Here is a 17,984-nt window from a genome sequence, read left to right on the forward strand (position 1 = left end):
GAGAAGTAACACTTCTAAACACTGTATCGTTTTGATGTCGCGTATTTTAGCAAGTTATTCAACTAACACAAGAGGAAATTTAAAAACATTTGCATGATTGCTTATAAAAAGCACGATTTCCTCTTGTTTAGCTAAAAAATAAACTAAAAACGGTATTTATACGTCTGAATATTGTCAAAAATTTCAGTTGTGATATCACAATAACTGCTTGCACCAGGTAATAAAGCGAGTAAACGTTCAGAAGTTTTGCTTGGATTAAACGCTTCTTCCTTCAGTTTATTCTTCTGATATTTAAATGTACCTGTTGTTTCGACCTTTTTTTGTACACGTAAAAATACAGGTACTGCATAGGTAGGTAAACATTTCTTAAATACGGTCACCATTTCGGTTAAATCAGCATCATTTAGCTCTTCACCATCTGCGAGAGTGATCGCTGCCATACCGGCACGGCCATTGGTATTTGGAATTTCTACCCCATAAACGACAGCTTCGGCAATTTTGTCGTATTCGCACACCATATTTTCAACTTCAGTCGTTGATACGTTTTCACCTTTCCATCGGAAAGTATCACCTAGACGGTCAACGAACTGTGCATGACGGAAGCCGATGTCACGGACCAAATCACCTGTGTTGAAATAAGAATCGCCTTTCTTGAAGACATCTTTCCAGATCACAGACTTGTTCTTTTCAGGGTCGGTGTAACCATCAAATGGCGAGCGGCTGGTAATTTTCCCGATGAGTAGGCCAACTTCACCTGCTTTTACTTTCTGGCACCAGCCATTTTTATCGCGTATTGGCTCGTTTTTCTCTTTATCGAATTGGATAATGGCATATGGAGTAGGAGAGAAGCCAACCGTATTGTCAAAGTTGAAAATATTACTAAATCCAACATTGCCTTCACTCGATGCATAAAGCTCAAGTACTTCTTTAACACCAAAGCGTTGTTTGAACTTGTCCCAGATATTTGGGCGCATACCATTACCAATCATTTTGGTTACACGATGGTTGCGGTCAAGCTCGGTGACAGGAGCATCCATCAAGTAGCGGCAAAGTTCACCAACATAACCAATGGCAGACGCATTAAATTTTTGAACATCTTTCCAGAATGCGCTAGTCGAATATTTACGTCGAATCGCAAGTGTTGCACTGCCTGCGATAACGCCACACCAGCAAACTACCACGCCTGTTGCATGGTAAAGCGGTAAGGTCACGTACATGACGTCATCTGGTCCTAAGTTTAAGATATGTCCATAGGTGCCATACGCTAATGTCCAGCGACTGTGCTTGAAAATAACCGCCTTTGGTAAACCTGTTGTACCTGATGTGTAGATATAGAACAGACCATCGTTACCAGTGACAGAGCGGGTAGTAGACGGATTGAATTTTGGAAATTGATCAATTTGGTCCGCAAGATTGACATAGCCTTCAGGCGCTGTACCCGAGTTTTGACGTGTTGCCTGATCTGCGAACCAGTGGAAGCGGTCTTTAGGTACATTTAAGTCCTGACGAATTTCATCAATAGCAGCTCGGACTTCTTCACCAGCAATAACGGCAATAGGTTTTACAAGATTGATGCTATGAGCGAGAACCTTACCGACTTGAGATGTATTTACAAGTGCAATTGTCACACCAATTTTGGCTAAACCAACAATTGTTGCAATCAGCTCAGAGCGGTTTTCAATCATTACAGCAATGACGTCCCCTTTACGCGCTCCGAGAGAAAGGTAGTAATGGGAAATCTGGTTTGCCCATTCATTTAAAGCTTCATAAGAATAACTTTGATCTTCAAATAATAATGCCGTGCCTTTCGGATTTCTTTTAACAGCTTTTTCAAAAGCAATACCCAAACCTGTTGGAGTATTTGATGTTCTTAAATAAGCCTGTTTAAGACCATTTAGGATATGGGGTACTTTGGGAATGAAGCTAGGAAGTCTTGTGGCAACATCACCAAGCGTAATGATATCGGTCTGTGTTGTCTGGCTCATATCAATCCTATTTATTTTTCGATCAATCCAAAAAAGGTTGTGTGGGCAAAAAGTCCAATAGTTTTCATGGTTCACCATGCTTTTAAAACTTTTCTTCTAGTGCAATCAACCTAATTGGCTAAAAATAACAAAAAAAACCTAGTCATCGAAATGACTAGGTTTGTTTAAATTAGCTGCAATTGAGCAAATGGCTTACTCAGCTACAGGATTAGCTTTTTTTGGCGGACGGCCACGAGGGCGACGAGGGCGGCTCGGTTTGTCCTTATCTGCCTTAACGTCTTCTGATTCGGCATCAGTTGTTGCTTCAGTCGGAGCTACTGTTTCTTCAGCCGCTGCTTTTGCTTTGCTTGCTGCTTTTGATGGCGCAGGTTCCTTCGCTGCAGGAGCTTCAGCTACTGTTTCTTCTGTAGCTTTTTCCTCTACAGGAGCAGCTTCAGGTTGTACGACTTCAGTTGACTGATTAAGTTCAAGCGGTTGTTGTGCTGGTTCAACTGTTGCTTGTGTTTCAGCAGTTGGAGCAGCAACGGTTTCTTCTGCTACAGGAGCAGGAGTAGCAACTTCTTCTTGAGCAGAATGTTGTTGTTTCACTTGCTCAAATGCTTGTTCCGCAGCAAGTTTTGCTAAACGACGACGCTCACGCGGGTCATTTGCAACACGTGGAGCTGGTGCTTGCGGCGGAGTAAGCGGAAGTACTGGTGCAGGTTCTGCTTCTTCAGCCGGTTTGTGGCTTGGAAGTTCTGCATCACGAGTTACCGGCTTTTTCTCTTCCGTTTCAGCAGTAACTTCAACTACTAACGTACTTGCGTACTGTTCTGCAAATTTCTGCAAAGCACGATTAAACGTTGGGACTAGACCAAATTGTTCAATCAATACGGTGCAATCTTCACCATACACATGACGGATTAAACTACCGATTGTGTGTTGTGCCAAAGTTGGAATTTGCGATGGCGCAATAGATGGCGTAGCTGCCTTAGCGTGTTTAGCCTCACGTTGCTGACGACGACGCATACGAGGGTCATTGCTAGCACGTTTGATTTGTGGCTGAGCAGCTTCTTGGCTTGGCTGAGCTTCTTCTTTGGTTTCAACTACAGCAGCTTTCTCGGCTACAACAGGAGCTGGAGTTGGCTCTTGAGCAACTTCAGTAGAAGTCGTTTCAACTCGCTCAACGTGACGACGCTCAGGTGTAAGTGCAACAATCTCACTTTGACCTTGATCAACATTGATGATTAAAGCAGTGTTCATGACATCATGCTTAGGTGCATCAATCACATCAACCTTAATTTGTTTTTCATCAATAACAACCGGTGTATTTTGATTTTCATTTAATACACTTGGATCGCGGTGGCGATTTGGACGGTTTGGACGTTGTTGATTATTACGGTCACGGCGTGGCACAGCATTTTCAGTGTGTTGTACATCATTATTTTGATGTTGCTGATCTTGCTGCTGTTGACGTTTTTGCTGACGTTTTAACTCACGTTGTTCTTGGCGTGACAATTGAACCACTTCTTCATGAACTTGATGTTGCTGTTCATGTGATTGGTGATGTTGTTCACGTTGCTCTTTATGTTTACGCTTTTTGTTGTTCTGACGTTGTTGCTGAGATTTATCATCTTTTTCAACATGTTCACGAACGTCTTGTTTCACAGGTGACTGTGAAATATAAGCGTTATTTGATTGAACTGGCGCAACTTCTGCAACAGCAGGTACAGCTACTTGACCGAACTGTCCGCGGCTTACTGCGCCTGTATTCACCATCTGCTCAATCGCAGCAGCAGCATTTTGTGCTGAACGAGATTGATCAACTGTTTGCGCTTGTTTTTGAACAAACAGGTTTTCTAACCATGCACATGGGCTTGCTGCTTTTTGAGCAGAAGGTTGTGCTACAGGTTGAGTTGCATGATTTGCTTTTTTCTGAGCCGCAGCATGAGTTGAAGCTGTAGCAGTTACATGAGCATGGCCATGATCTGCTTCTTCTAAATGCCATTCAGAAGACTCATAACCTAACTCTTTCTCGCTAGAACGGGTTGCTTCTGTACGTTCATAGCTAGATGGAGCAAAGCCATCTGGGTTATATGCAATTTCGTAATGTGGAGTTTCTAAGTGCGGGTGTGGTAATACAGTTACACGTACACCAGAAGTTTGCTCTAAATACACCAGACTATGGCGTTTTTCATTAAGCAAGAAGGCTGCAATTTCAACTGGAACTTCAACCTGAACTTCACCATGACGTTCACGAAGTGCAATCTCTTCAACTTTACGCATAATTGAAAGAGAAAGCGAACGTAAGTCACGAACCATGCCTGTACCATGACAGCGAGGGCATACATAACCAGTTGCTTCTTCAAGCGATGGGCGTAAGCGTTGACGGCTCATTTCCATTAAGCCAAAACGAGACAATTGACCGAATTGGATACGTGCACGATCGCTTTGAGTTGCTTCACGAAGTTTTGCTTCAACCATGCGTTGGTTGCGCTCTTTAGTCATATCGATGAAGTCGATAACAACTAAACCGCCAATGTCACGTAAACGAAGTTGGCGAGCAATTTCTTCTGCTGCTTCAAGGTTAGTATTTAGTGCAGTTTCTTCAACATCATGACCACGAGTCGATTTCGCAGAGTTAATATCGATTGAAACTAAAGCTTCAGTCTGGTCAATGACGATTGAACCGCCAGAAGGAAGTTTTACTTCACGCTCATAAGCAGTTTGAATTTGGCTTTCAATACCAAAATGAGCAAACAATGGCTCGTTTAAAGTATAAGTTTTTAATTTGTCTAATTGACGCGGCATCACTGCTTTAACAAAGTTATATGCTTCGTTATAAGCCTGTTCGCTATCAATTATGATTTCAGCAACGTCATCACGTAAGTAATCACGAATTGCACGTGTTACCACACCCGCTTCCTGATGAACAAGCATTGGAGATGGGCCTGAGCTCGCTGTACCTTGGATTTGTGCCCAAAGGTCAAGCAAGTGTTGCAAATCGAGTTGTAATTCTTCTTGGGTACGCCCAATACCTGCGGTACGTACAATAACGCTCATACCACGAGGTACATTTAAAGAAGCTAAAATTTCTTTTAATTCTTCACGTACTGAACCTGAAATTTGACGGCTAATACCGCCACCTTTCGGGTTATTTGGCATAAGAACTAAATAACGGCCTGCAAGGGAAATAAACGTAGAAAGTGCTGCACCTTTATTACCACGTTCTTCTTTTTCAACCTGAACTAAAAGCTCTGTGCCTTCAGTAATAAGTTCACGAATGTTTGAAGTTTGACGTGGGTCTGCCTGAAAATAGCTATTCGCAATTTCACGCATAGACAAGAAGCCTTGACGACCTGCGCCATATTCAACAAAAACAGCTTCTAAAGATGGTTCTACGCGGGTGACATGGCCTTTATAGATATTGGATTTTTTCTGTTCTCGGGTACGATTCTCTAAATCAAAATCGTAAAGACGATTACCAGTGATAAGTGCAACGCGAACTTCTTCGGCATGAGTTGCATTAATCAACATACGTTTCATGGGTGTGACACCTAATAGTGACTCACACAAACAAACCAAACAAACTTAAAGGTTCTGAACGAACATCGAACATGACGGATCATTTCCCAGATCTCAAAATACTTGTGGTCTGAGTCATCTGTTACCGGCTACATTTAGCCTTAGCTTCGATTCTCGTCTGTGATGTAGGCAATACTGCTTCAACCTTTAAATCGGAATTCCTTTTTGCTTCACTGGCGGGTGAGCGGTGCATTGGTTAATGACTTTCACTGTCATTGGGCGCGAAGTGACTTCTTTATTGGAAGTTTGATACGGAATGCTCATCGTATCGGTGCTTTCGGCAGTTCCAATGCATCAACGCTTTAGCCTGAAGGCAACATTAAGGAGCGATTTGTCTGATGTGTATCAGTTTACGTTCCATAACCAACTAGAGTTGGTAACATATTTTTTTGAACAAACTGAATTAAACGCAACAGTTTGTCATTTTGCCGATATAATAAGCCTTCGGCGTCGGCATAATTCTTTAGGACCTGTCCGAGCTGGTGATGAAAGCATCATTTTGATTGAGGTTTCAATCAGGGAAATTTCCCTTTAGATGTTCACTTACGGTGGTATCCGTGCGCTGACTATATCAAACCTTGCAGCATCTGCCTATGGGCTAAGCTTAGATTTCTTGTGAAAAAACTAAGCTAATCGGTCATTTATTAATCAAATTTCGTAAAATTTCAGGTTTAAATATTAGTATGAATTCTACACAGCAATGGCAAAGTGTCACTTGGTTTGAGGTGGATGAGCATCAAGCAGGACAACGAATCGATAATTTCCTGTTTTCACGTTTAAAGGGTGTGCCAAAGAGTCGAATTTATCGTTTGATTCGTGAAGGTCAGGTTCGCGTGAATAAAAAACGTATTAAAGCCGAGACCAAACTTGCAATTGGGGACCAGATTCGTGTTGCGCCTATTCGCTATGAACAAAAAGATGAAACTGCTGTTCCTGTAAGCGACAGTGTGGCTCAAGGTTTATTAAGCCGTGTGGTCTATGAAGATGAAGGACTATTAGTTGTAAACAAACCATCAGGTATTGCTGTACATGGCGGTAGTGGCGTGGCTTATGGTTTGATTGAGGCACTACGTGCGGCAACAGGTAAAAAATATTTAGAACTGATTCACCGTATTGACCGCGATACTTCTGGCCTAGTTATGATTAGTAAGAAGCGTAGCACTTTAAAACTGCTACAAGATATGTTGCGTGAACACAAAATTCGTAAGACCTATGCAGCGATTGTAAAAGGTCAAGTGAGTCTTGATAAACAGCTCATTGATGCGCCTTTATTTCGTTATGAGTTAGCCAATGGCGAACGTCGTGTACGTGTATCTAAAGAAGGTAAGCCAAGTAAAACCGAATGGGTGGTTGCAGAGCGCTTTAAAAATGCCACTTTAGTTCATGCATCTCCTTTATCAGGCCGTACCCATCAAATTCGTGTACATGGTTTAAGTATTGGACATCCGTTGGTGGGCGATGATAAATATGGGCATAACACTGCATATACGGGACCTGAAGCACGCCGTTTGTGTTTACATGCCATGCGTTTGGATATTCCGGGTTATCCAACGATTGAAGCACCGTTGCCAGAAGACATGACCCAGTTATTAGAGGCTTTGAGAGTAGCAAAATGAGTCTGAAAACCGAATTAGTGATTTTTGACTGGGATGGTACTTTATATAATTCTGTTGGTCAGATTGTTGCAAGTTTACAGCATGCGGCAGAAGAGCATAAGTTAACTCTGACTGATGAAGCCGCAAAGAGTATTATCGGTTTAGGTTTGCCGGAAGTGATGCAGACCTTATTTCCAGAAGTACCTGATTTGCATGATTCGATTTTAAAAGCATATGGCGATCACTATATTGCCAACTCGACAAATGATGCATGGTTTGAAGGTATTTCTGAACTACTTCATGACTTAAAAGCTCAAGGTTTAAAACTTGCAGTTGCGACGGGTAAAAACCGTCGTGGATTAGACCGTGTGATTGCAAAAACACAGAGTACTCATCTGTTTGATGTTACTCGAGCAGCCAATGAAACCCGTTCAAAACCAGACCCGCTCATGTTACAAGAAATCTTGACTGTAACTGGAGTAAGTGTCGAACAGGCAGTTATGATTGGTGATAGTAGTTATGACCTTGAAATGGCTCAGCGTTTAGGTATGCCTCGTATTGGGGTGGGCTATGGAGTGCACTCGGTCGAAGTTCTACAACAGTTCCAGCCTTTAACCATTGCTAAAGATGTATCTGAGCTGCACAACTTTTTAAGAGAGTATGCAAAGTTATCTACTGTAGACGTAGCGTAATTTAAAATGATGTAAGAAGGAGGAATTTATTCCTCCTTATTTTTAAAACTAAAGAACAATAAGAAGAGAAAAAATGAGCCGCTCTATTCGTCTATTAAATCTTTTACAGCAACTCCGTGAATCTCGTTATCCCGTTACTGCTCAAGTCTTGGCTGAACGCTTGGGAATTAGTATTCGCAGCATTTACCGTGATATTGATAGTTTACGTGCTCAAGGTGTCAGAATAGATGCATCGGCAGGTTTGGGGTTTCAGCTTAAAGAAGACATTTTATTACCACCGGTTACTTTTAATGAGAATGAAGCCGAGGCTCTATTTTTAGCTTTAGAGTGGTTGAAAGACGTTCCAGATCAGGCAATGAAATCGGCAGCTGTTTCAATCTATTCTAAACTTTATGCGGTTTTACCAGAGCACCGGAAATATTTGATCGATGATATGACGCTAGGTGTTACACATTACTGGCATCCGGTTGATGAAGCTTTAGTAGAACAAGTACGTTTAGCGATTCGTAAACAAGTAAAGATCAAAGTCGATTATTGCGATGAACACAAGCGTATGAGTCAACGTTCTCTTTGGCCTTTTGCTTTAGGGTATTTACATGACAAAGTTGTACTTGCTGCTTGGTGTGAATTACGGCAGGCATTTCGCCATTTTCGGATAGATCGTATTCATAACTTGCAAATGAGTGAGGAAATATATCCTGAATTTAAAAAACATCTGTTTCAAAGATGGTGGAAACAAGAAATGCAAAGGACTACTGACAAAAACTGACAAAAGGTATTTGTAGACTAGGAATCACGATAAACAAGGAGCAATAAGAATGAGTCTTAAACTTTATACTAACAATGAATCGCGTGGTGTCGTTATAGACTGGCTTTTAGTTGAGCTTGGCGTGGAATGTGAGCGTATTGAAGTAGCATACCGAACCGAGATGAAATCACCCGAATATTTAAAGCTTAACCCTTTTGGGAAAGTGCCTGTATTGGTAGATGGCGATGTCGTTATTTATGAATTAGGTGCAATTTGTGCATATCTGGCAGACAAATTTAGTGACAAAGGTTTGGCACCTGCTTTAGATGATCCGAAACGTGGTTTGTACTATCGTTGGCTCTTTATGATGGCTGGTCCTTGGGAAGCTGCTGGTGTCGATAAAGCTTTAGGAATAGAGATCGCACCTGAGCAAAAAATGTTTGTGGGTTATGGTGATTATAACGATGCTTATCAAGCTTTAGTTCAAGGACTGAGTGAAGCAAATCCGTATGTATGTGGTGAACAATTTACCGCCGCAGATGTAAGTGTTGGAGCCATGCTATTATGGCAATTAAAAATGAAAACGATTGAATCGCACCCAGCTATTACACGTTATGTTGAAACGATCAAACAGCGCGAAGGCTTAAAACAAAGCAGTATGGGCCAACTGTTGTAAGTATAGTTATTCTTAAAAGCCCCCTAAATGGGGCTTTTTTGTTTTTAAATAAAGGTCTTAGTTGGTAAGAAAGCCAGCAGCAACGTTAATACAAATCGCTAAAATGGTCGTGTTGAAGCCAAAAGATAATACAGCATGAAATAAGTTTAAAAGACGCATATGTTTGTTGGTAATTGAAACATCGGCGGTTTGTGCTGAGGTGCCAATAATATAGCTAAAATATAAGAAGTCAGGATAGGTCGGATGTTCAGTACCCGGGAAGTCTAACCCACCGTTCTCTTCATTTCTGGATAGAGCCATATAAAAGTCATGGGCATAATGCAAAGCGAAAACAGTATGCATGAAAAGCCATGCTGAAATAATGGTAAGTAAAGCTAACGCTACATGTCCTAACTTTTCATAATGCCCAGAAGGGAGCTGGGAAAGTTGTACCAAAATCGCAACTAGACTCATTGTGATGGCCAATAAAACAATGAGCATAATGACCCATTTACTTTCGTCCTGTTTTTTGGCTTGCTGTTGCATTTGTGAATGGTCGGCACTTCTCATCAGTTTCCAGACATGGAGTAAATATAAACTGATTGAGCCATTCCAGCTTGCTAATAAAATGGTAGACCATTTCCATGAAGTGAGCCATGCCAATAAACTTGCAACAATCACTCCAAAAATTAAAGCAATAAAGAAGTGAGGGCGGTTTTGTACACTACGTCCTAAATGCTGAAATAGTCCAACCATCTTGTTAACTCTCCTTGCTGTTATCTTAAATATATTTTTACTGTTTGGTTAATTTAACATTAGGTTTTATATAACCTTTATACTTTAGATCGTCATTTTTGTTTTTATTAAGTGTGACAATCTAAAATATAATAAAAATTATCTCAAATTAATTAATCGATAAAAGATATTAAATAAATTTTAATTTCATTTATTTATACATACATTTAAATTTTCTAACTCATTTATTCTTTAATAATAAGCGTAAATATACCTAAGGTGCTTAATCTAGATTTTTATCAAGATGAAATACTTTGTTGAGTTGATCAATAAATCTTTTTACACCGACTGACTCTGTATTTTTACGATAACTAACAAATAAATCTAAAGAAGGTAATTCGACATCTAGAGGGCGAACTACAGTGTTAGAAACCCCTAAAGGCGCGACATAGGCAGGTAAAATAGTACAACCTAAGCCTGAACCAATAGAGTTTATATTAAGTAAAATGCTATCGGCCTTTTGTACAATATTGAGGTCAATACCATGAGTTTTAGTAAACTCTAAAATTGTATTGTGTAGTGTATTAGATTGTTCAGCTGCCGGAATAATAAAATCAATACCATGCAAAGCTTTGACCGGAATACGGTCATATTTCGCAAGTGGATGGTTTCTTGGTAATAAAAAAATTAAAGGTTCTGTTAAGACAAATTGGCTTTGGATTTCATCATTTTCAGTATTATCACGGGTAAACGTGATGTCGAGTTCACCTCTTTTTAAGGCTTTGAGTTGCTCAGCGTTATTTAAACTTGATAATTCAATGGTGAGGTCAGGGTGTTGTAAGCGCAGATTTGGAAGTACGTATGGAAAAATTTTCATTTCTGCTATGGGGACGAAACCGATACGTAATAATTGTTGTTTAGCCTTTGAGACTTGGCGGGCCATCGCTACTGCTTTATCAGCTTGAGCAAGCGTTAAACGGGCATGCTCTAAAAATACTTCACCTTCTTCTGTTAACTCAACTTTACGTTTTGTGCGGTTTAAAAGTCGTACCCCGACATCTTCTTCTAAATCTTTAATTTGTTGGCTAAGGGAGGGTTGAGCAGTATAGAGTTTGAGAGCGGCCTTACTAAAATTTAATTCTTCAGCAACTGTAATGAAATATCGAAGATGGCGTAATTCCATAAGACTAATCCAAAAAATGTCTTACTATGATTTAAGCAAAGTATAAAGCATAAAACTATATAGCGTGAAGGTGCTTTAGGTATTTATAAAATAAATGAAAATTTATAAATCATTATGAAATTAATATGAAATTTTATTTAATTATTAATTTGTAAAATATATTAATTCATATTCATAACCAAAGTGATTTTAAATTTAGGAAAGAAATTTAAATTACTTTCCAGAAATTCACTTAAAGTTTTCTCATATTATGAAAAAAAGTATTGTTAATTTAACAATTGAGAATCTTAATTTCTAACAAAAAATGTGTAAGGAGTATTTTGTTAATAAATGTTTCGGTTCATCTTGCTATATTTTTTTTGGTTTTTCAATGCATGTGCTGCTTGGTTTAATAGTTTATATATGAAGCAAAATTGATAAAATTGAGCAGTTTTAAAAATAAGAGATTAACCACAAAGAAACTAGCTCACCTCTGTTGTAAGTCTTTGCTTATTATATTTTATTGTTATGTTATACAGTAGCTTTTAATAAGAATAGTAATTAAGGAATCACAAACTCAACACATCTAAACATTTTTTTGTGGCACTTTAGATTGATCTATGTCGGCTGTGACAAAAATAAAAGGGATATTTATATGATAAATAAGTGTAAGTGTCATAGCTTAATTTATTTAAATCGCTAAGATAGAAAACTGAATGATTCATCCTCCTGATGCTACAACCATAGAATAAGCCCATGAAAGACAAGCCGACATTAACTTATCAATTGCCGACTCAGTCCTGTTGGACGCATACATGGATAAAACCGCCTTTTTGTCATCCTGAACTGGGCCATGAAAATGACACCCGTTTTTATAATCAGCAGCCTAGATCGCCTGCACGAGGATCGAAAGAGTTATTGCGTTGGTTAGTCACTCGTGAGTCTTATACTTGGAATGTTGATATTCAGAATGAATATGATGTACGTGTTAATACACCAATTGCTTTACCACAAAACCGTCCACATGCGGATTTAGATGATTGGCAAGTTTGGTTTGTAGGGCATGCTACGGTACTCATTCAAATTGGACCTTATAACTTTATTACCGATCCGGTATGGTGTGACTACGCAAGCCCTTTACATGGCCGTGGTCCACGCCGTGTATGCCCAGCGGGTTTTGCTTTAGAACAGTTACCTACAATTCACGGGGTATTGTTGAGCCATAACCATTATGACCATATGGATTTAGCAACGCTTGAGTGGCTTCATAAGAAGTTTGCTATGCCGATTTATACAGGGCTTGGCAACGGATTTTACTTACCTAAAGAATTCCATGTAATTGAAATGGATTGGTGGCAGGAAATTCCTTATCACGAATTAAGAATTGTTTATACACCTGCTCAGCATGGCTCGGGGCGGGGTTTACGTGACCAAAATAAGGCACTTTGGGGCGGTTTTTCGGTTTTGGCGAAAACAGGACATTGTTTTTTTGCGGGTGATACTGGTTATGCGGGCCACTTCAAACAAATTCATACGCGCTATGGCGCGCCGCGTGTGGCCTTACTTCCAATCGGAGCTTATGAACCCCGTAAATTAATGAGCTATGTTCATATGAATCCGCAAGATGCAGTTCATGCACATTTAGATTTACAAGCACATCGGTCTGTGGCAATTCACTATCGAACTTTTCAGTTAACGGATGAGGGGCGTGAAGATCCTGAACATGCATTAGCTCAAGCCATTAAAGCTTCATCAAAGCTTGCTAATCCTTTTTATTGCATTCGAGAAGGGCATAAATTGACTGTCTAAAATTCATTGTTTTGTATTAAAAAAGCCAGTTCAATTTGAACTGGCTTTTTATTATTTTGGCTTAAATTAAGCTAAGTCAAAACGGTCAAGATTCATGACTTTAGTCCATGCAGCAACAAAGTCTTGAACAAATTTTTCTTTACCATCCGCCTGAGCATAAACTTCGGCTAATGCACGTAAGATAGAATTCGAACCAAAGACTAAATCATTACGTGTTGCGGTAAATTTCACTGTGCCTGATTTACGGTCTTTACCTTCAAATACTTCACTTGTTGAATCAACAGGTGCCCATACATTCGACATGTCGAGTAAGTTTGTGAAGAAGTCTGTGCTGAGTACACCAACTTGCTGAGTGAAGACACCATGTTGAGAACCATCCCAGTTAGTGCCTAGTACACGTAAACCACCAATCAATGCAGTTAACTCTGGTGCAGTCAAAGTCAGTTGTTGTGCTTTATCAATTAATAAGACTTCAGCTGGTGTGTTGACTCCCTGTTTTTTCCAATTTCTGAAACCGTCAGCAAGACCGAGCAGTAATTGGAATGATTCAACATCGGTTTGACTTTGTAATGCGTCAACACGACCAGGGGCAAACGGAACGGTAATATTGAAACCTGCTGCTTGAGCAGCTTGTTCTACACCAACGTTACCAGCTAACACGATTAAATCCGCCAATGACAATTGGGTTGATGCCTTGAGCTCTTCAATTTTAGTTAACGTCTCAACAGCTTTTTTGTTTACTTCCCACTCACGTTGTGGTGATAAAGCAATACGTGCACCGTTTGCACCACCACGTTTATCTCCACCGCGGAATGTTGATGCAGATGCCCATGCAAGGGAAACCAACTCACCAGCAGATAACCCTAGAGCAACGATTTTTGCTTTTGCATCAGCAATGCTTGCAGAAGGTGGTGTAGCGCTAGCAGCAGGTAATGGATCTTGCCAAATTAAATCTTCAGCAGGAACTTCTGGACCTAAATAACGTGCTTTTGGTCCCATATCACGGTGAGTTAATTTAAACCAAGCACGAGCAAAAGCATTGGCAAAGGCTTGTGGATCGTTAAGGAAACGACGAGAGATCTTTTCGAACTCAGGGTCAAAACGTAGGGTCAAATCTGTAGTAAGCATCGTTGGCTTACGTTTAATTGATGGGTCGAAAGGATCTGGAATAATGGCTTCAGCATCTGCTGCTACCCATTGAATTGCGCCAGCAGGTGAACGTTCTTGTACCCATTCGTATTTGAAAAGGTTTTCAAAGAAGTAATTGCTCCATTGTGTTGGCGTTTGTGACCAAATAACTTCTAAACCTGAAGTGATCGCATCTTTACCGACACCTGTGCCATAGCTGTTTGCCCAACCAAAGCCCATTTGTTCAATTGGTGCACCTTCCGGGTCTGCTTGTACATGGTCAGCAGAGGCAGCGCCGTGAGTTTTACCTAAAGTATGACCGCCTGCAATCAAGGCAACAATTTCTTCATCATCCATTGCCATGTTGCCGAAAGTGGCACGAATAAACGGTGCTGCTGATCGTGGGTCACCACTCGCTTGTGGTCCTTCAGGGTTCACATAAATTAGGCCCATTTCGGTTGCAGCAAGATTACTGCCCGCCAATGCTTCAGAGTTACGATGAGCTAACCATTCTTTTTCATCGCCCCAGTTTACATCGTTGTCTGGTTCCCAAACATCTTCACGACCGGCACCAAAACCAAAGGTACGGAAACCAGAAGACTCAAGTGCGATGTTCCCAGCAAGAATAAATAAATCGGCCCAAGATATTTTTTGACCGTATTTTTGTTTAACTGGCCATAGTAAACGGCGTGCTTTATCTAAACTTGCATTGTCAGGCCAACTATTTAATGGAGCAAAACGTTGTTGACCACGACCGGCACCACCACGGCCATCGCCCATACGATATGTACCGGCAGCATGCCACGCTAAACGGATAAATAAGCCCGTATAATTTCCCCAGTCGGCTGGCCACCAGTCTTGGGAATCGGTTAATACATTTTTGATATCGGCTTTAAGTGCGTAGTAGTCGAGTTTTTTAAATTCTTGACGGTAATTAAAATCTTTACCGAGTGGATTAGAGCGTTCTGAATGTTGATTGAGTAAGTCAACACGTAATTGATTTGGCCACCAGTGTAAATTAGCCGTGCCACCACCGACTGTTACTTGCGGTTTTGAGTTATGACCTGAAAAAGGACATTTTGATTCGTTTGACATGATTATATTCTCTCTGGGTAATATTTATTGAGCTCTTAATAAAACTGAAGGCTCATTTTCCTGGACTTCTGGGTTAAAAAAATGATGCGTATCGAATAAAGAAATGAGAGAACAAATGGTGAGAGAAACCGTTTTAAAAATTTTTCACTGTTATGTCAGCTCATCAGTTTTATTCAACAATACATGAGTTTCCTTTGTTTATTATTCCTTCAATTTACTGCATGAAGGCTAAAAAACAAGAGGGAAAATGGTTCAAATTTTGCAAATAATGACGCATGGCATGAGCTCCTTAATCATTGAAACATCGCAATATCTTTCAATTTCGTTCTTTAAATATACTAGAATCTGATTGTTTATTTTTCAAATGGATTAAATTGTCCATATTAATTGGTAAAACCGATTTTTGGGGGTTAAAGATCAGGAGTGCGCTAAGTGGCAGCTTAAAAATGAAGAGAAAATTTAAAAATAGATGAATTGAAAAAGGAGAGCTTTTTGACTCTCCTTTTTTAAATATTTATACGCTTACAAGGCGGTTAGATTTAACCATATCGGCTAGACCGTGAGTTTTAAAGTAGTACTCAAGCCAGCTTTTTACAATAAGCGGATTATTCATTTTCATGACATCATCAAGCAGCTTTTGGGCATCTGACATTGGGACATGGCAAATTGCTTTTCGGACACGCAAGATGTTACTTGAACTCATCGAAAGGGTGTTAAAGCCCATGGCCATCAGTAAGATTGCCGATAACGGATCACCCGCCATCTCACCACAAATACTTACCGGTTTTTGGTATTTATGACATTCCTTCACGAGTCGAGTTAAAGCCCGCAAAATAGACGGATGGAAGTGTGAATAGACGTTTGCGACATGCGGATTATTACGGTCCACAGCAAGTAAGTATTGAGTTAAGTCATTTGAACCAACCGAGAAGAAATCGACAAGTTCGGCGAACTCATCAATTTGTAGCAGTACACTCGGTACCTCAACCATAATCCCGATTTTTGGTTTGGTAATTTTAACTTGTTCTTCTTCTTGCACTGCAATCCAGTCACGCTCAAGTAAATAAAGTACTTCTTCGACTTCACTTACTGTCGTTACCATTGGCAATAGGATATGCAAATTATTTAAACCAATACTGGCTTTGAGCATTGCCCGGATTTGTGCTGAGAAAATCTCCGGATGATCGAGCGTGAAACGAATACCGCGCCACCCTAATGCCGAGTTCTCTTCTTCAATACTGAAGTAAGGTAAGTCTTTATCGGCGCCAATATCGAGGGTACGCATGACTACCGGCTTATTGGCAAAGTGGCTCAACTGTTGGCGATAGATGGCACGTTGTTCTTCTTCACCTGGGAAACGTTCCCGTAACATGAATGGAATTTCACTACGGTACAAACCCACACCTTGAGCGCCACGTTGTACACCGCGGACTACATCGATCATGAGGCCCGTGTTCACAAACAGTTGAACAGAGACACCGTCTGGTGTAATCGCTTCTTTGGTCTCATATTGTTTGAGATCTTTTGCAATTTGCTCGTCTTCTTTTTGAATTTCTTTATAACGTTGACGTAAACGACGTGGAGGGTTTACAAAAACACGGCCCTGATAGGCATCCACAATCATTTCTGCATCATCAAGCGTATTTACAGGCAGTTCGGTTACGCCGACCACCGTTGGAATCCCTAATGCACGGGCAACAATCACCATATGCGAATTGGCTGCGCCTTCTGACGTCACAATAGCTGCGATATTATCTACTGGTAATTCTACTAGCGCAGCGGTACTAATTTCTTCACCAATTAAAATACTGTCTGGGCTGAGTTCACGGTGGCTTGAATCTTCTTCTTGTAAGCACGCTAGAATACGTCGCCCTAAGTCTTTAAGGTCAGAAACGCGTTCACGAAGATAATCGTCCTCCATTTGTGCAAATAGGGCAGTGTGTTTTTCAATTACACGGCGCACCGCACCTTGTGCCCAATGCCCATCACGGATCAGTTCTTTAATTTCTGCAGGTAAGGCATTTTCATCTAGCATTCTTAAGAATACGCTAAACAAAGCCCGTTCTTCTGCCATGAGCGAGTCATGCATTTTTTCGTCTAAAGAACGAATTTCTGAACGTACCGATGAAATAGCTTGATCTAAAATGCGGAGTTCATCGCTGATATCTTCTGCTTCACGGTCAGGTACTGAACCTAAGTCGGCAGGCGGATATAAAATAATAGCGCGACCTAAAGCCACCCCACCTGCACCGGAAACGCCTTGAAAGGTCTTATAGGCAGGCCCATTGCTTGGCTTACGAAATACGTCAATATTTCCAACCGCATGCGCATGTGCAATAACACCTGAGAGCTGTGCACATAAGGTGACTAAAAATGATTCGGCTGCTTCACTAAAATCTTGAGGAAGTCGATTTTGGACAACTAAAACACCCATAACCTTACGGCGATACATGACGGGTACGCCAAGGAATGAGTTATAAATTTCTTCGCCTGTTTCAGGTAAATACAAAAAGCGTTCGTGCTTTGGCGCATTGTCAAGGTTAACAATTTCTTCACGTTGCCCAACCAGACCCACCAAGCCTTCACCTAACTGCAATGAAACATGCCCAACAGATTCTGGATTTAAGCCTTTTGAGGCCATCAATACATAACGTTGATTGCGTTCATCGAGTAAATAAATAGAGCAAACATCCACTTTCATGGCCTCAGCAACCTGATTGACCATAATGTCTAACGATTCATGCAAACTCACGGACGCATTAATCTCTTGGACAATGCGTCTTAGAGTGTCGAGTTGCATGTTTGACATGGATGTA

The 17,984-nt window shown here is 40.6% G+C and carries 11 protein-coding genes; 5 read left to right on the forward strand and 6 right to left on the reverse strand.

Translation table 11 applies throughout. The annotated features are described in order from the left end of the window. Nucleotides 1-143 precede the first annotated feature (143 nt). Nucleotides 144-1,985 (reverse strand): long-chain-acyl-CoA synthetase, encoded by a 1,842-nt coding sequence (locus EGT34_RS13345; protein WP_000084317.1) that lies wholly within the window; start codon nt 1,983-1,985, stop codon nt 144-146. 192 nt (nt 1,986-2,177) lie between these two features. Beyond that, nucleotides 2,178-5,510 (reverse strand): Rne/Rng family ribonuclease, encoded by a 3,333-nt coding sequence (locus EGT34_RS13350; RefSeq protein WP_060454579.1) that lies wholly within the window; start codon nt 5,508-5,510, stop codon nt 2,178-2,180. A 722-nt stretch (nt 5,511-6,232) separates the two neighbouring features. Between EGT34_RS13350 and EGT34_RS13360 the strand changes: the two genes are divergently transcribed. The 4 genes from EGT34_RS13360 to EGT34_RS13375 all read left to right on the forward strand — a co-directional run bounded on the left by EGT34_RS13360 (nt 6,233) and on the right by EGT34_RS13375 (nt 9,260). After that, entirely contained in the window at nt 6,233-7,165 is a 933-nt protein-coding gene (locus EGT34_RS13360; RefSeq protein ID WP_001089412.1) for an RluA family pseudouridine synthase, read from the forward strand. Beyond that, on the forward strand, nt 7,162-7,836 hold the full coding sequence (locus EGT34_RS13365; protein ID WP_000054127.1) for an HAD-IA family hydrolase: 675 nt from the start codon (nt 7,162-7,164) through the stop codon (nt 7,834-7,836). Before EGT34_RS13360 ends, EGT34_RS13365 begins: the two co-directional genes overlap by 4 nt. A gap of 73 nt (nt 7,837-7,909) precedes the next feature. Further along, a complete protein-coding gene (locus EGT34_RS13370) occupies nt 7,910-8,605 on the forward strand; it encodes a helix-turn-helix transcriptional regulator (protein ID WP_000091419.1) in 696 nt (231 codons plus the stop codon). Between the two features lie 49 nt (nt 8,606-8,654). Further along, nucleotides 8,655-9,260 carry a glutathione S-transferase family protein gene (locus tag EGT34_RS13375; RefSeq protein WP_000053842.1) on the forward strand — a complete coding sequence of 202 codons (606 nt, stop codon included), beginning with the start codon at nt 8,655-8,657 and terminating at the stop codon, nt 9,258-9,260. A 57-nt stretch (nt 9,261-9,317) separates the two neighbouring features. On the opposite strand, the gene EGT34_RS13380 is transcribed toward EGT34_RS13375, so the two are convergent. Both EGT34_RS13380 and hcaR read right to left on the reverse strand, forming a co-directional pair. Then, nucleotides 9,318-9,995 carry a DUF1345 domain-containing protein gene (locus EGT34_RS13380; protein WP_000232915.1) on the reverse strand — a complete coding sequence of 226 codons (678 nt, stop codon included), beginning with the start codon at nt 9,993-9,995 and terminating at the stop codon, nt 9,318-9,320. Between the two features lie 262 nt (nt 9,996-10,257). Continuing rightward, nucleotides 10,258-11,157 carry a DNA-binding transcriptional regulator HcaR gene (gene hcaR / locus EGT34_RS13385; protein ID WP_000423241.1) on the reverse strand — a complete coding sequence of 300 codons (900 nt, stop codon included), beginning with the start codon at nt 11,155-11,157 and terminating at the stop codon, nt 10,258-10,260. Between the two features lie 735 nt (nt 11,158-11,892). On the opposite strand from hcaR, the gene EGT34_RS13390 reads away from it, so the two are divergent. Continuing rightward, complete coding sequence (locus EGT34_RS13390; RefSeq protein WP_000653392.1) at nt 11,893-12,945, forward strand: MBL fold metallo-hydrolase; 1,053 nt, start codon at nt 11,893-11,895, stop codon at nt 12,943-12,945. A 66-nt stretch (nt 12,946-13,011) separates the two neighbouring features. Here the strand turns inward: EGT34_RS13390 and katG are convergent, their stop codons facing one another. Further along, the gene (gene katG / locus EGT34_RS13395; protein WP_000064285.1) at nt 13,012-15,168 is read right to left on the reverse strand and encodes a catalase/peroxidase HPI; all 2,157 of its coding nucleotides are present in this window, start codon (nt 15,166-15,168) and stop codon (nt 13,012-13,014) included. A 514-nt stretch (nt 15,169-15,682) separates the two neighbouring features. Continuing rightward, nucleotides 15,683-17,977: a phosphoenolpyruvate--protein phosphotransferase gene (gene ptsP, locus EGT34_RS13400; protein WP_000069121.1), complete on the reverse strand. Its 2,295-nt coding sequence runs from the start codon at nt 17,975-17,977 to the stop codon at nt 15,683-15,685. Nucleotides 17,978-17,984: the final 7 nt, after the last annotated feature.

The organism is Acinetobacter sp. FDAARGOS_558 (assembly GCF_003937785.1).
GTDB lineage: Bacteria > Pseudomonadota > Gammaproteobacteria > Pseudomonadales > Moraxellaceae > Acinetobacter > Acinetobacter baumannii.